Origin of the sequence: Olavius algarvensis spirochete endosymbiont (assembly GCA_900608495.1) — a bacterium.
Lineage (GTDB): Bacteria > Spirochaetota > Spirochaetia > DSM-2461 > DSM-2461 > UBA2779.
The window spans coordinates 35,764-51,391 of sequence record UWYT01000029.1 but is presented as its reverse complement, the minus strand read 5'-3'; the positions used below and the strand labels follow the sequence as shown (position 1 = coordinate 51,391).

Annotated in this window: 10 protein-coding genes; 3 read left to right on the top strand and 7 right to left on the bottom strand. The window is 47.8% G+C overall.

Annotated elements, in window-relative coordinates:
- Position 1: 1 nt before the first annotated feature.
- The 3 genes from S1OALGB6SA_RS00460 to metG form a co-directional block, all read right to left on the bottom strand.
- Positions 2 to 2,191 (bottom strand): tetratricopeptide repeat protein, encoded by a 2,190-nt coding sequence (locus tag S1OALGB6SA_RS00460; protein ID WP_161786805.1) that lies wholly within the window; start codon positions 2,189 to 2,191, stop codon positions 2 to 4.
- Positions 2,192 to 2,277: 86 nt separating this feature from the next.
- The gene (locus S1OALGB6SA_RS00455) at positions 2,278 to 3,414 is read right to left on the bottom strand and encodes a lipid II:glycine glycyltransferase FemX (RefSeq protein ID WP_124032190.1); all 1,137 of its coding nucleotides are present in this window, start codon (positions 3,412 to 3,414) and stop codon (positions 2,278 to 2,280) included.
- A gap of 98 nt (positions 3,415 to 3,512) precedes the next feature.
- On the bottom strand, positions 3,513 to 5,720 hold the full coding sequence (gene metG / locus S1OALGB6SA_RS00450; RefSeq protein ID WP_124032189.1) for a methionine--tRNA ligase: 2,208 nt from the start codon (positions 5,718 to 5,720) through the stop codon (positions 3,513 to 3,515).
- Positions 5,721 to 6,065: 345 nt separating this feature from the next.
- Between metG and hflK the strand changes: the two genes are divergently transcribed.
- Together hflK and hflC are read left to right on the top strand one after the other, a co-directional pair.
- Positions 6,066 to 7,079 (top strand): FtsH protease activity modulator HflK, encoded by a 1,014-nt coding sequence (hflK, locus tag S1OALGB6SA_RS00445; protein ID WP_018113684.1) that lies wholly within the window; start codon positions 6,066 to 6,068, stop codon positions 7,077 to 7,079.
- A gap of 8 nt (positions 7,080 to 7,087) precedes the next feature.
- Complete coding sequence (gene hflC / locus S1OALGB6SA_RS00440; RefSeq protein WP_503465856.1) at positions 7,088 to 8,077, top strand: protease modulator HflC; 990 nt, start codon at positions 7,088 to 7,090, stop codon at positions 8,075 to 8,077.
- Between the two features lie 8 nt (positions 8,078 to 8,085).
- On the opposite strand, the gene S1OALGB6SA_RS00435 is transcribed toward hflC, so the two are convergent.
- Both S1OALGB6SA_RS00435 and ftsH read right to left on the bottom strand, forming a co-directional pair.
- A complete protein-coding gene (locus S1OALGB6SA_RS00435) occupies positions 8,086 to 9,504 on the bottom strand; it encodes a sodium/glutamate symporter family protein (protein WP_230204324.1) in 1,419 nt (472 codons plus the stop codon).
- A 90-nt stretch (positions 9,505 to 9,594) separates the two neighbouring features.
- Positions 9,595 to 11,748: an ATP-dependent zinc metalloprotease FtsH gene (gene ftsH / locus S1OALGB6SA_RS00430; protein WP_018113687.1), complete on the bottom strand. Its 2,154-nt coding sequence runs from the start codon at positions 11,746 to 11,748 to the stop codon at positions 9,595 to 9,597.
- Positions 11,749 to 11,840: 92 nt separating this feature from the next.
- On the opposite strand from ftsH, the gene S1OALGB6SA_RS00425 reads away from it, so the two are divergent.
- Positions 11,841 to 12,458 (top strand): cob(I)yrinic acid a,c-diamide adenosyltransferase, encoded by a 618-nt coding sequence (locus tag S1OALGB6SA_RS00425; protein ID WP_230204323.1) that lies wholly within the window; start codon positions 11,841 to 11,843, stop codon positions 12,456 to 12,458.
- On the opposite strand, the gene S1OALGB6SA_RS00420 is transcribed toward S1OALGB6SA_RS00425, so the two are convergent.
- Positions 12,411 to 13,985: a 2-isopropylmalate synthase gene (locus S1OALGB6SA_RS00420; protein WP_018113689.1), complete on the bottom strand. Its 1,575-nt coding sequence runs from the start codon at positions 13,983 to 13,985 to the stop codon at positions 12,411 to 12,413. The two genes, S1OALGB6SA_RS00425 and S1OALGB6SA_RS00420, sit on opposite strands and share 48 nt — an antisense overlap.
- 2 nt (positions 13,986 to 13,987) lie before the next feature.
- Complete coding sequence (cimA, locus tag S1OALGB6SA_RS00415) at positions 13,988 to 15,589, bottom strand: citramalate synthase (protein WP_018113690.1); 1,602 nt, start codon at positions 15,587 to 15,589, stop codon at positions 13,988 to 13,990.
- Between the last annotated feature and the right edge of the window lie 39 nt (positions 15,590 to 15,628).

Below are 15,628 nucleotides of genomic sequence, written 5' to 3'. Positions count from 1 at the left end.
GTCAGTTTTCCTTTAGATATTGTACTTTTGCAGGCTCCAGCAGCTCTTCGGACTCATCATCCTTTATCACGCCCAAATAGTCAAAACGAGCCGCCATGGCAGGATTAATCTCGGCTAGAACTTGGCTGTACTCGGCAGCCAAATCAAAATTTTCAAGCTCGTAGTAGGTTCTTGCGATGTTCAACAACAAACGGGTATATTCTGAAGAGCTGCTATCGCCTTTCTCTTCAAATACTCTCTCGGCATCATGGAAAAGCCTTAATGCATTTTGATATTCCTCTCTCAAATAGTAGACATTCGCGAGGTTTACCTTGGACGAGATATAGTTTCTATCCTGAGCCAGCGCGTTATTGAATGCCTTCTCGGCACGATCAAAGGCTCCGAAACGAGCACTCACAATCCCATAGGTGTTGTAACTGCTTTTATCACCCCTGGTTTTGGCATCATTCTCGAAACTTGTCATTATCAAATTCGTAATCTTACTCAAGTCATTTTCGAAATCTGTGAAAATGCGAGTTCTGTCACCGTATTGAATACCAAGATCGCGTTCCCGGAAACCCACTGGGCGATATACTCTCTGTGCCTCGTCAGTGAAGTACAAACCGAGTGAATCTGAATCGTCTATGTATCGATGGAATTCCTCCGCGCCGGATTTCCACGCTGAGATGAAATCGTTTTCTCCAATGTAAGTTACTTCCAGGGGCACCCAGAGAACACCGTTTATGGGTATGGTCATATCCTTATCTGGATGCACCAGCCGGTAATCCCGTGAAGGAACGCCAGTCGAGAATATCGAGTAGATGTGTCCCGGCGCGGTAATGAATCCGGTTGGGATTCCTGCGGATTCGAGCATGGCATTGAATAGCACTGTAAGATCGTCGCAATCACCGGCCAATTTGATAAGTGTTTCCCTGGGAAGGTTAACCGTATCCACAAAGCTGGTATTCCCCTTGGCATCTTCATAGGAAAGAGTGGGATCTTTCTGGTATACAGAACCGAGTTCGGTTAGGCCATAAAACACTTGTATAGCGGTTTGAACCACCTCACTGTAACCCGAATTTATCGTGTCCTTGGTGGTTTGTCTTAGAAAACTATTATAATTGGCAAGAGCGCTGTCGCCCGAGGTGATGAAAGCGGCTACCTTTCTGTCATCATCCCAAATAAGGGAATTTTTGTCATGGAGATCGTACACTGCTGGCGTTGTCTGGGAAGCCCTGCGGGATCTTAGCGTGTAATCCACCTTTATCTCGCCAGTTAGGGGGGTGACACCCTCCAATGAAAAAATGTTCTGATCGAATGATGCAATCAGAGGTACTGTTTTCGATACGCCCGGTGCAAGTTCGTCAAAACTGGCGACTGCTGTCGCTATATTCATGTAATCCGGCTGAAAGAAGGATATTTCCAGATTTCTAAGCGGATATTTTTCAGTATTCGTTATCGTTATTTCCCCTATCGGGTTTTTCACATAATAGCTCTGCATCGCTGCAAACAAGTTGTCTATATGCGGATTGCTGAATTGTATCGACTCGATTTGTTTTTGAGGATCGTCCGGGTCTAATCCTGCTCTATAATCCAATGTCAAACCTAAGCCCGCCGAAAGGCCATTGAATCTAGCAAGTGGAGAAAATGAGCGGGTATATCTCAAATTCGGATGAAGACTCACCGAGATGTTATACGTGGGGTTAAACACCAATCGTCCGCCTAAGGACACTTGAAAATCCCAAGCTCCGGATGGTTTATCTGAAAACTGGTCCAATTTGGGGAATAGTGAGAGTCCACTTCCCACTTCAATATCGGCTCCCACCTCAAATTGTTTGTTAATCTTGTGCAGATAGCCAAAACCACCTGCTAAATAGATGCGAGTGTTATCAAATCTATACAATGTTTCGTTTCCCGTACCGTATTCTGCTTTAGTTACGACGAAGCCCAGTCGAGTCAGTGGTTGAAGCACGGGGACTTTTACCAGGGGAAACCTTCCTAGAAGCGAAATGTCCACTACCGAAAACTTGCCCTTGTAATCCGTTCCAAACAGAATCAAAGGCGAGACGAACTGAACTTCCGCCCCCAGCGAAGCTGGAAACCGATACACCTGATTATAGTTAATCGACGATTCTTGAGCGAAACCAATTTTGGATAACATGGTGATAAAAGCCGCATAATGCAAAATTTTAACAGATAAAAGCCTTGACACTGATTCTCCCAGTTTCATAGAGGTTTAGACTATTTACAGTATACACCTAAAATCAGATATTGGCAGATGTTTTGGCAGATATAATACTATTGACCCAGATTGCGTTTTGTTTTCCGGCGGTCGATAAGATAACCACGCAATCTTTCGACACAGCGGAATAATCGATATAGAACTGCCCCATATGGATAATCCCAGGCACCCAGATAATGAAGAATAGTGCCGCCAAATCCCATCTTGAAACGCCACAAGCCGTGCATCGGGTGATTTGGACTATTTGAGCGGGGGATTCCAAAAAAGTCGTACTCTGTTGCCCCCTCCGTTTTCGCATCACGAATAGCGGTCCACTGGAGTAAATGGTTGGGCATCATCTCGCGTTTCAACGCGCCTGATGCACCGTACATGTATGTTACACTGCCTCCGAAACGAGCAACGATAATACCGGCCACTGTGTCTCCGTGATGCTCGGCAATATATAACGAAAATTGTGGCTGTGCCGTGATTTCACTAATTTCGAAGAGCCTCTTGTAGTAGACTATGTCGCGTACAGAAATCCTATCTCGAGAGGCGGTTTCCTGGTATAGCCGATACCACTGGCTTAGCCGAGCAATTGCTGACTGGCCAGCATAGCGTGATACCACTACACCCTTTCTAGCTGCAAGCCCAATGTTATACCGGGTTTTTCTGTGCATATTCGTAAGCAGTTGTTTTTCGTCAACGCCTAGATTCAATATCACCGTGCTTTGAGGCTGTACGCGATGGGAGGCACGGCGCAGTGGGCAATTCAATTGAACTACATGGCGATGAAAATCCCTATCTGAACCCATCGGGCGAGGGAGCAATTCGGAATTCTTCCCTGGAATTTGATTGTCCTCTTCAGCCAAATCGAAACGAAGAAAAAAACAGGCTATGCCAAGATAAGCCTTTAACTCAGCGGCCAGCTCACATAAGAAGCGACTTAACACTTCACTTCTCAGATTATCTGGAATTTTGGGGCCGTAGGGTATGTAGGCAAATTTCAGTCCAAGTTGAAAACGACGGAGCAACAAGAGAAATCGACCGCTTGAGGCTTGAAATTCCCAATGAAAAGCGAGAGGAGTCCAATGGGGACCAGCTCGAAATTTGCCCCAAAATTCACTTTGCAGTATGTTTCCTGAGTCCTCTAGTTCCGAAATCGCTATGGTCCTAAGCGACAGGGAATGTGCCCTCCCGGCGCCAGAGGTCATTTAGGCATCAACCATTCCAAAAACATCGAGGGATGAAGTTTGAACGGCAGAATTCATGAGCTTCTGTATCATTATCCAATGTATCCAGATGAGCATCATTACCCAACTCTTCCCCACAACACCTTGCCAGTCCGTAATGGCCTGCCAGCCAACAACAGTTTCTGATTTCCCACATAGAGTTGTCCCGCTTCCACGTGAATCGTGGTTTGGGAGAAGCGATTGATGGAAATCTTTTTAGAGGGAGGAGGGGTTTCCAAACTGCCCTCGAGAAAAACGCGGTCGCCAGGAGTGGCCTGTGGCATCAAAACTTCAAGATTTTTTTTCTCGTCTTCGACCGCCAAGAGCATCCCCTCGCTCATTATTCCCCGCAGCTTGACGGATTTCAAATTGTAAACAAGCATAATTGTTTTACCTTCGAGTTCTTCGGGCCGATAGTAATCCACCAGGCCCGAACAGATTGTGCGCGAATTGCCCGAGCCGTCGTCGAGCGAAATAACATAAAGCTTGTCGGCATTTGGATGGGGGTTAACCGTCAGAATCGTCGCCGCACGCAAATCGATATTCTCGAAATCTTGTCCGTCCGCATCCTCTATGTTTTTGCGCCTGGAACCCTCCGCTTGTTCCATTCCTCCTGCACCACCACGTATTCTCTCATCGTGCCCGGTCTGCGAACCGCGGAAACGCTCCCGAAGATCCCAAATCCTCGCGTCCTCCAGTCTCTCGAAAAGTATCGAGGGTTCGAGAATCTCGAATTCTCCTTCAACGTTACCCAATATATCCCACGAATCAGTTGCCAGGCCAAGCCAATGCCCAATCTTCCGGCCCACCCCCGGCATATAGGGTTTCACAAGAATGGCCAAATCCCGCACTAGGAAACATAGGGTTCTCAGCAATAATTCAGCTTTCCTGGGATTCTCACTGCGTGTGCGCCACGGTGCGCCGGTTTGGAAGGCCCTGTTCCCCAAATCACACAGGGAAAAAATATCGCGAAACGCGCCTCGAATCTCCGCCCGGTTCAGTTTATAACCAATCCGAAGCTCAAAATCCTTCACCTCATCCCAAATTGTCTCATCCACGGCTCCGGGGGGCAGTTTCCCATCGAAAAATCTCCACACAAAAGTAAGAATCCGATTCACGAAATTTCCAAGGTTTCCAATAAGCTCCCCGTTAACTTTCTCCTGGAAATCCAACCAAGTAAATTGGTAATCCGAGTTCTCAGGTCTGCTAAAGAATATATAAAAACGCCAAATTTCCGCTGGTATTCCCGTATCCATGCAATCATTCCCGAAAACCCCCACTCCCTTGCTTTTCGAAAATTTGCCATCCTCGTAATTCAAATACTCCGTTGAACTCATATGATGAAGCATAGTCCAGCGCTCGCCCGAAGCGATCAGAGTTGAAGGAAAGACTATCGTGTGAAAGGGAATATTGTCCTTCCCCACAAACTGAAATAGCTCCGTATTCTGCGGACTTCGCCACCAGCGTTCCCAGTCTTCCGTTAGGTCTGCCGTAATCGAAATATATCCGATGGGCGCATCAAACCAGACATAGAACACCTTATCGCGAAACCCATCTTTCGGAACTGGAATCCCCCATTTCAAGTCCCTGGTAATCGCTCGTTCCTTCAGGCCGTCTTTAATCCAGCCCTCAGTCATCCGTACCGCATTATTGGTCCAAAAACCAGCCTTCTTGATCCCTTTCATCCACTTCTCGAGGCGTGGCCGAATCCTGAGCAAATCAAGATATAGATGCTTCGTCTTCCGCAAAACCGGAACGTTGCCGCAGATTCCGCAGTGCGGCTCCACCAACTCCACCGGTTCTATCAGGGTTCCGCAATTTTCACACTGATCGCCCCGAGCATCCGCATTTCCACAATGTGGACACTCGCCAAATACATAGCGATCGGCCAGGAAACGTTCATCTTTCTCACAGAAGAGCTGTTCTATTGCCCGTTCATTGATGAAGCCGGCCTCGTCCACTTTCAGAAAGAGTCTCTGTACAATTTCAGTCTGGGTTGGCCTGCTCGTTCGGCCGAAGTGATCGAATTCAATTCTGAACCACTTATAGATATCAGCGTGAACTTGAAAATACCTGTCACAAAGTTCCTGAGGGGTTAGGCCCTCTTCAAGGGCCTTGGTTTCCGTGGCCGTGCCGTATTCATCGGTTCCACAGATATACAGGGTTTCATAGCCATATTGCCGGCAAAATCGCGCAAAAACATCGGCCGAAAGAACTTGGATTAAATTCCCCAGATGCGGGATGTTATTAACGTAGGGGAGAGCGGAGGTGATTAGCCGTTTTTTCATATTATGAGATATCTTAGGCTCATATTGCAGCTCGGGTCAACTTTGCCGAAGCGAAGATTAGAAACTATGCTGGAAATTTTTGAGATTTTGAGCCAGCATACCTCATTCACAAACAGCCGCTGTGAGGAGTGGGTTCTGCCGAATGACTGCCTCGCCTGAGCCTGGGAAACTCTATCTACAAAAAGGTGCCTCAAGAAGCCATCACTATGGGGGGAGTGTGTACTGGAAGCATTGCCTGACACTCATTTTCCCGAACCGAATATCTAAGAGCTTGACTCTCGAAAGCCTGCCATTGTATTCTAACTAAGTTGCATATAGTGGAAAGATGATTCTTCAGGAGGGTTTATGACGAAGGGTAAATTTACCCCGCAGGATTCTGGCAGCAGCAAAGTCAGTGGCAGCTTATTGATGACCATAGTCGTAATAGCAGTCGTGGTAATAGCGGCGCTTTCAAGTTTTTACACAGTCAACGCCAACGAGAGAGGGGTTGTTACACGCTTCGGGAAATTCAAGGCCACTGTTGAAGATGGTTTGCACTGGAAGCTCCCCCTGGGCATTGACAACGTTTCAAAGGTTCCCCAAACGGTTCAGGCAAAGCAATTCGGATTTAGAACCCTCCAAGCGGGAGTCTCAACCACTTACGATCAGAGTGATTGGTCGCACGAATCGGAAATGCTCACAGGCGATTTGAACATCGTAGATGTCACCTGGATTATCGAGTATCGAATTATCAATCCGAAAGCCTGGCTGTTCAACGTTGATAGCAGCCGTATTGCCAGAAGTCGAACAGAAGACAATCGAGACAAAACTCTTCGCGATGTAACTCAATCCGCCATCAACCAATTAGTTGGCGATAGGGCAATACTGGAGATAAGCTCCGAAAGGGTAAATATCGAATATGAAGCCAAGCAGATGATTCAAGACACGCTCGACTCTTACAATCTTGGAGTGAGTATAACCGAGGTGAAAATGCAGCAGGTGGTTCCACCAAAAGGCGAAGTTCAGGATGCCTTCGAAGATGTGAACAAGGCCATACAGGATCGTAATCGACTTATAAATGAAGGAGAAAAAGCGTACTACTCCGAAATTCCTAGAATAAAGGGCGAGGCGAAACAGTTGATTGCCGAGGCGGAGGGTTATAGACAAGCGCGCATCAATCGGGCACAGGCCGATGTGGCGCTGTTTAACGCCATCTATCAGGAATATATAAGGTCTCCCAGGGTTACAAGGGAGCGGATGTATTACGAAACTCTTTCCGAGATTTTCGCCGAGTCCGAAAAAACCGACCTTATTGACAAGGAACTTGACAACTTCTTGCCCCTGAAAAATCTAAGCAACGAGGGAGAGGCAACACAGTGAATACGAGATTGAAAGTTATTATAATATTGGTGGTAATCGGCATAGTGATAGCAATTTTCAACCCCTTCTTCGTGCTGCCTGAAGGTGAGCAGGCAGTAGTAACCAGATTCGGAACCATAAGAAATGTACATGTGAACGCCGGGTTGAAAACAAAACTGCCACTCGTTGATCAGGTTATCCGCTACTCCAAGAAAATTCTCTCCTGGGATGGCGATCCCCAACGTCTGCCAACTAGCGAGAATCAATTCATCTGGGTGGACACCACCGCTCGATGGAGGATACTAGACGCCAAAACCTTCTATGAGAGAGTTACCATAATGGATGAAGCATACTCCCGTTTGGACAATGTAATAGAATCGGCAGTAAGAACGGTCGTATCAAAATATCCTCTAAGTGAATCTGTTCGTTCAACCAACATCATATTGGAATCGAACAATGCCATACTGGATTTTCAGGCGGATGAAAGTGAAGAAGGAGAAGCTGCGAGTATAGACAGCGATGAGGAATCGGGTGTTGAGGATTTGCTTGCAACTGCCTTTACCCCTATTGAACTGGGGCGCGAGAGACTTTCAAACGAGATGGTTGAACGTTCGCAAAACTCGATGCCCGAATATGGTGTTGAACTTCTCGATGTCGTAATCCGGCAGATTCGTTATTCAGACGATCTAACCCAATCCGTCTACGACAGAATGATAAGTGAAAGGCAGAAGATAGCCACAGGCTACCGCTCTAACGGAAATGGTTTGAAGGCAGAATGGCTCGGTCGCCTCAATCGCGACAGTGATATCACTCTATCCGAGGCTAACCGTGAGGCCGCCTTCATTCGGGCCGACGGCGATGCACAGGCGGCAAGAATCTATGCCGATAACTACAACGCCGATCCGGAATTCTACAGCTTCTGGAAGGCGCTGGAATCCTACCGGGCCACCTTGCCGAAACAGAACAAAGTGCTCAGCACAGATATGGATTTCTTCAGATATTTATATCAAACTCAGTAGCTCTTAAGTCAAAGTTGCTTAAACCAGATGCTGGAGGGATTGACAAAACGCCTTCGTCCCGAAAGGAACAAATAGGCTACAAAGCAAGCCACAATGTAAAAAGCATAGAGCACCAGCACTTGATAGGTGGGCATCATGCTGCCTCTTAGCGCACCAAGCGCAGGCATGTTCGCAGTAAGAATGATAGGTATTGCAGCCATAAAGGTGATACCTGCCGAGAACATGAAATCCCTGCTGGCCGGAGTTTCGAACTTGGGATCGATAATTCGCAGCAAGGCCAGTCCTGTGGGCAGGGTTCCGGTAGCGGCGCCGTAAACCAAAATCGCCCGCTGAAAAACATGGCTCTGAAATACCCGGCTAGAGAGCCAAATATGACTGAAGGTAGTAGCCAGACCAGTCAATATGCCAACAATTAGAATCGGTATCCAATATTTCGCCACAATCGCCGCGCTAATTGCCGCAATCGAAGATGCAACCATGAAATCAACGCAGAAACCGCTGATTCTAGTCATCCTGTGATTGTCAACCACGAAATCCAGGCGCAAGGCATGCAGAATGCCCTTCACACACATCGCTGTAAGGCCACAGAAAATAAACATGATTCCCCATAGATTAGTGGCAAGCTGCGTACCGCTGCTACCCAGAAAACCCAGTAACCATGAGAGTGCGCTGAGTCCCAGGTAGGCTAGAAGATATGTAGCCAGCACCAAGCCGGAACTGAATGTGAAAGGATCGATTGCCTCAGGATCGGTAATATCAGTAACCTCAGAGGCGCTGGAGGATTCTCCGCGGTGAAGCACCCCCTGGCGCACTTTGCTCTCATCAATGCGAGCTTTTTCATTGCGCGTACCCCAGCCTTTGCTGATTCCATAGTTCACCAGAAAAACTCCACCAAAGCTGGCCCATACAAACCCCAGGGCTCCAAATGTCAGTCCGACGCTGCCAAGCCCTTCAAACCCCATTGCCTCCCAGCCAGACCCGATGGCAAAAGCCTGCCCCGGCCCTAGAGAAAAACCAAGGACGGCAAACAAGCCGAATCCAGGGAAAAGATTGGGGAGAAGGGTTTGTATCAGGATAATTGTAATTATTGTTCCAAGAAAACACTGAATGGCATATTGGCTTAAAACCATCGTGCTCGTCGCAAAAACATCTCGACTCGAATACCTTCTCTCCCTGCTCACTCTGAGTGTCATCGCGATAAAGGAAACATTGAGAAAATGATAGACGATGTTTTCAAGACTAATCGTATCCATACCGAAACGTGGAAACACCCAATTGTAGAGAGGGAATAGCAGAAAGCCAGCAGTAAGCGCATTTGGTATCAGGAATCGTTGGAAAAAACTAATCTTAGACCGCATCCACGTTGCAATCAGCAATGCGCTACCGAGTATGCCCAAATCAATCAAAAACTGCCAACTAAAAGACAACTAAAAACCTCTCTCTCTTATGGTAAGCTCAAAAAACTACTTCTTTCAAGTGCGGAATCAGGGCCTGTGCTTAGCGCGGGATGTGGAAGTCTATTCTGTTGCATCGCTAACTTCAGCTTCAATGCTCCTTCGCGCTTTCTCCTCGGCAGCTTTTCTAGCGGATTCCTCTTCGGCATTTCTTCTTTCCGCCATCCGTTCCTTTATCGCCTTATTCCTCGCATCCCCGGAACTTCTGGCTTTTTCGGATGGCTTCAAGTCTGCCCCCCGCCTGGTTTCAAAATCCTGCTTGCCAAGGTTGTCGGTTTTTATCAATTCCATCAGCTCATCACGCTCTATTGTTTCTTTGTCGAGTAGTCTTACCGTGATTTCATCCAATAGCTTCCGATGCCTTCCAAGTAAAGCCATTACGCGCTTATAAGCATCGCCGATGATTTGAGTTATCTCCTCATCTATGTAGCGCTGCGTTTCCTCTGCGTGTTCACGCCCCTGGCCATATGAATCAGGGCCCAGATACAACGCTGGGCGTTTATCGAGTGATACATGGGCGAATTTTTCACTCATACCGAATCTGGTTACCATCGACCGCGCAATATCAGTGGCTTGGGCGATATCGTTTCCCGCACCGGTAGACATTGTACCATAGATGATTTTCTCTGCCGCCCGTCCACCAAGAGTAACGTCAATGCGGCCAATAAGCTCCTCTCTAGTTTGGAAGGAGCGTTCTTCTTCGGGAACCGGCAGCATGTAGCCCATCACTCCATAACCCCTTGGCACTATCGTAATTTTCTTTACGAGATGCTGGTTTGGCGTGAAAACATTGACTAGAGCATGGCCCGTTTCGTGATAGGCAGTCACCTCCCTCTCATGTGGATTCAGGATCTTGTTCTTCTTCTGAAGTCCTATTGCCGCTTTTTCAATTGCCTCCAAAAAATCATCCCTGGTAACCTTCTCCCTGCCAAAACGAACCGCAAGCAGGGCCGCTTCGTTGACGATGTTTGCAAGATCGGCTCCCGCCAGGCCGGCCGTTGCCTTGGCCACATCGGTTAAATCCAAATCTTCTTCCAATTTCACTCCCACTGAATGAATGCGAAGTATAGCCTCCCGGCCTATCTGATCCGGCTTATCCACCACCACCTGCCTATCGAAGCGGCCCGGGCGTAAGAGCGCGGGGTCCAACACCTCAGGCCGGTTAGTCGCGGCTAGAATAATTACACCGCTGGTTGAATCAAACCCATCCATCTCCACAAGAAGTTGATTCAGGGTTTGCTCTCTTTCATCATTAGTGGTAACCGAACCGGCGCGGCTCTTGCCTATGGCATCCAGCTCATCAATAAAAATAATGCAAGGAGCCTTCGTTCTTGCCTGTTTAAAGAGATCGCGAACTCGAGCCGCGCCCACACCAACAAACATCTCGACAAAATCGGCACCAGACATCCTGAAAAAAATTACTCCCGCCTCACCGGCCACTGCCCGGGCCAGCAAGGTTTTTCCAGTTCCAGGGGATCCAACAAGAAGCGCTCCCTTGGGAATCTTGCCGCCGATACTCGTATATTTAGTGGGGCTTTTAAGAAAGTCAACAATTTCCACAAGCTCATCTTTGGCCTCGTCGCAACCGGCTACGTCCTTGAATCGGGTTGTAAGATCGTTTTCCGCAACAATCTTCGCATTGTTCTGACCAAAACTCATCACGTTCGACCCGCCAATACCTCCCATTCGTCGAGCTATAAAACGCCAGATGAATAGCATCAGAACTATCGGAATAACCATTCGCAATAGCAGATCCAGGAAATAATTGTTGGCCTCGGGAATAGCCTTATAAACCACTCCGCTGTCATCCATCAATGGAATTAGCGTGGGATCGTCCGTTATACGTTCAGATTTCCAGGTTTTCAGCGTACTCGATTCATCGCCCATAACCCCTTGTAGTACCGACTGAGCATCGCCGCGAGTTTCCTGCCTTATGTAGGAATAACCCACCAAAGAAGAACCTGAATAATGCACCTCCTTAATAGATCCGTTAGTAATCAACGCCTTGAATTCGCTATAGGGTATGCCCTGATCGTTGTTTCGGAGCGAAAACATATTGAAAGCAAACACCAGCGCCACTGCCAGAAGCAACGACCAGGGAGAAAACCGAAACTTCCTTTTTGGGTTTTTATCCCTATTGCTCATCTTTCTTTTCGAGTTTTTCAGTAGCTCTCGCCAGTCGCTTCCGTTATCTTCTTTTTCCTGCTCCTCGTTCATCCACTCCCCTATCAATCAGTACTTTAGCATAAGTTAAGAAAAACAGATATCCAAGGCAAAAAGGTTTATGCATAAATACCCAGATCATACAATTGGTTATACTGTATTCCATGAACCTGTTTAACAGGAAAACATGCCGGGACAGAGAAAACGGCGGGAAGAAACTTCGCGTACGAGGCAAATCAACTCCAAACCGATTGATTACCACTGGCGGAGGCGATATGGGCAAAACCAGCCTGGCGGATGGATCGAGACGCCGAAAAGACGATCTGGTAATCGAAGTTCTTGGGGAAATCGACGAGACTCACGCCTTTTTGGGACTCCTGAAGTCTGCCCTGGAAAATTCATCCAAAAGAAATGAGATTGAATGGATAGAACACTGCCTTCTAACGATAGGAGGCATGGTTGCCACGGCCCCAACCTATCCCGGTGCCGGCAAAAGTATACGAGTTCTGGGAGACGCGGAACTTGAAAAACTGGAAAAATGGCAGATGAAGCATATGAAGAAGACGGAAATTTCGGCCGCCTTTGTCATTTACGGCGACAGCGAAGCCGCTGCCCGGGCCGATGTTGCCCGGGCGGTATGCCGTCGAGCCGAACGTCGCCTTGTTACGCTGATAATGAACCGAGGGATGACCGATCTAGTGAGTTCTCAGGTATTCCTAAACCGTCTGTCTGACTATCTTTTTGTTCTCGCCAGAACTCTTTGAAGACTTCTCACCGTCGCATATCATCTCCATCCGATTCAGAGCATTTATATAGGCCAATGCGGATGCTTCGATGATATCTGTTGACGAAGCCTTGCCATCTGTGACGATTCCATCGAAATCCACCTGAATCTTAACCTGGCCCTGTGCATCCTTGCCGCTTCCAACCGCCTGAATTATAAACTCCGCCAAGCGCCCGCTCACTCCCGAACATTCATCTATCGATTTGAAAACTGCATCGATCGGACCATCCCCGGCTTGCGTTCCAAGTCGAACCTCATCACCCTTCCTTATCTGGACGGTGGCAGATGGAATCACTCGGTTGCCTGTCCAGGTTTGAAAGGTTTCCAAACACCAACCAGTTGGAAACTCGCCAAGGACAGAAGACACCAAAGCGAAGAGGTCTTCATCGAAAACCTCTTTTTTCTTGTCAGCAATGGCGATGAACTTCTGATAAAAGGTATCCATCTGGTTCCCATGGAGAACTATGTTATACTGTTTCAGTTTTCTCTTGAGGGCATGCTTGCCGGAGTGGCGCCCCATAACTAAAGTCTGCGTATTACGTCCAATATGGGCTGGATTCATTATCTCGTAGGTTTCGCGGTGCTTCAAAACCCCATGTTGGTGAATCCCAGATTCGTGACTGAAGACATTGTCCCCAAAAACCGGCTTATTCCTTGGGATTAGGAGGCCTGTGATGGTTTGTAAGAGTCTGCTTGTAGGATAGAGGAACTCCGTTCGCACATTGGTTTCCACATTCCAGATATCTTTCCGCACCCGCAAGGACATTACCAATTCCTCAAGCGCGGCGTTTCCTGCCCGTTCACCAATTCCATTTAGAGTTACCTCTATCTGATCGGCGCCGGCCTTCACCGCGGCAAGAGAGTTGGCAAGCGCAACACCGAGATCGTTATGACAGTGAGCGGAAAGCTTTACTCTCTGACTGAGCTCCGGAATGGCTTTTTTGATGTTTGCCATGAGCTCCCCGTACTCGTCGGGCATGGCGTATCCTACGGTATCAGGAATATTCAAGGTATTGGCACCGGCAGAAACAGCCGCCTTGAGCGCCCTGAGTAGGAAGTCCCACTCCGAGCGTGAGGCATCCTCGGGCGAAAATTCAATCTCTTCAAAACCCTGTGCGCGGGCATAAGTGATATGTTTCGCAATCGATTCGATTACCTCATCCTCACTCATTTGCAGTTTATACTTCATATGAAGCGGGCTTGTCGCAATGAATATATGAATCATCCTGTTAGGACAGTTGGCTAGAGAATCACGGACAGCATCTATATCCATTTTCTTGCACCTGGCCAGTCCAGCAACAGTCGCATTCTTAACCGCCTCGCCTATACTTTTTACTCCATTGAATTGCACAGGCGAAGACACTGGAAATCCAGCTTCGATACGATCCACCCCGAGTCTATCCAAAGCCTCCGCTATCTCAATCTTTTGCTCCACAATCATCGAGGCGCCCGGCGATTGTTCTCCGTCCCTCAGTGTTGTATCAAATATCACAATCTTGCGAGTCATTATCAAGCTTCCTTATGCTTCTTCAGTTTGAACTCAATCGATTCAACCAAGGCTCTCCACGAGGCCTCGATAATATTTTGGGAAACTCCAACAGTGCTCCAGCGCAAATGTCCATCGGTACTGCTTATCAATACCCTGGTAACAGCTTTGGTACCTGCTTCCTCGTCCAGAATCCTGACTTTGAAGTCTGTCAAACGAATATCCCGTATCGATGGATAAAAGTTTTCAAGAGCCTTATGCAGGGCCCGGTCCATGGCTTCCACAGGTCCGGATCCCTCCGCTGCGGTATGTTCAAAGGTTGAATTGTGACCACCCCCACCTGCAACCGCTTCGGGGACCGAGACTCTTATAGTGGCCTCAGACCAAATTTCCCCTTTGTCATTTTCCCAGGTATGCACTCTAAATCCATGAACCTTGAAAAATTCCCTACGTCTGCCGGTTAAATCGTCACTTAGAAGTTCAAACGAGGCATCGGCACCTTCGAAATGATAGCCCTGAGACTCTAGCTCCTTAACTTTCGCAACAATGGTTTTGGCGTGAGCATCCTCAATTTTCATACCCAAATCGCTCGCCTTTTGCAATACATTCGATTTACCCGCCTGATCGCTAACTGGTACTCTACGTTCGTTTCCGACTAGTTCCGGGTTAAGATGCTCGTAAAGCTTGGGATTTTTGCGCACGGCTGAAACATGGATTCCGCCCTTATGTGTGTAGGCTCTATCGCCAACATAGGGAAGGTTCTCTTGGTGCGGTTTATTCGACAGCTCCGATACCAACCAGCTGAGGCGCGTCAACTCCACAATTTTCTCTGGAGCCAGAGTTTCATATCCCAGTTTCAAACTGAGGGTTGGAATAATGCTGCACAGATTGGCATTCCCACAGCGCTCCCCGAGTCCATTAATGGTGCCCTGAACCATTTTTGCGCCGAGTTCAACTGCGACAAGCGTATTCGCTAGAGACAGGTCTCCGTCATCATGCGTATGGATGCCAATAGGCTTATCGACTGCAGCAAAAGCCGCCTTGGAGGCAAAGTGAATCTCCTCGGGGAGAGCACCGCCATTTGTATCAGCCAAAACAATCCAGTCCGCCCCCGCAGAAGCCGCGGCTTTGAGGGTTTGAATGGCGTACTTGGGATTGGCCTTGAAACCATCGAAAAAATGCTCGGCATCGTATACAATCTCGTCGCAGCGCGGTTTTAAAAACGCTATCGTGGAATGAATCATCTCCAAGTTCTCTTCGAGAGAGGTTTCCAGGGATTCCTTAACATGCAAATCCCAGGACTTGCCGAAAATCGTGAACACCGGAGTTTCAACACGCAGGAGTTCAGCTAGAATTTTGTCTTTCTCCGGCCTGGTATCCTTCAAACGAGTAGACGAAAACGAAGAAAGCTTTGAATGCTTCAGCTTCACCTTCTTCATCTCTTCGAAATAACGAATATCCTTTGGGTTCGATCCGGGCCAGCCTCCCTCAATGTATTCAAAACCCATTTCATCCAGCTCCCGGCTGAGTTTAATCTTGTCCTCTACCGAAAAATGCACACCGCCGGTTTGACCCCCGTCGCGAAGGGTTGTATCAAAAAGTATAATCTTCCCTTTCTTAGACATAAATAGCTCTTTCCATCTAACATAATCCAGAACCCGATA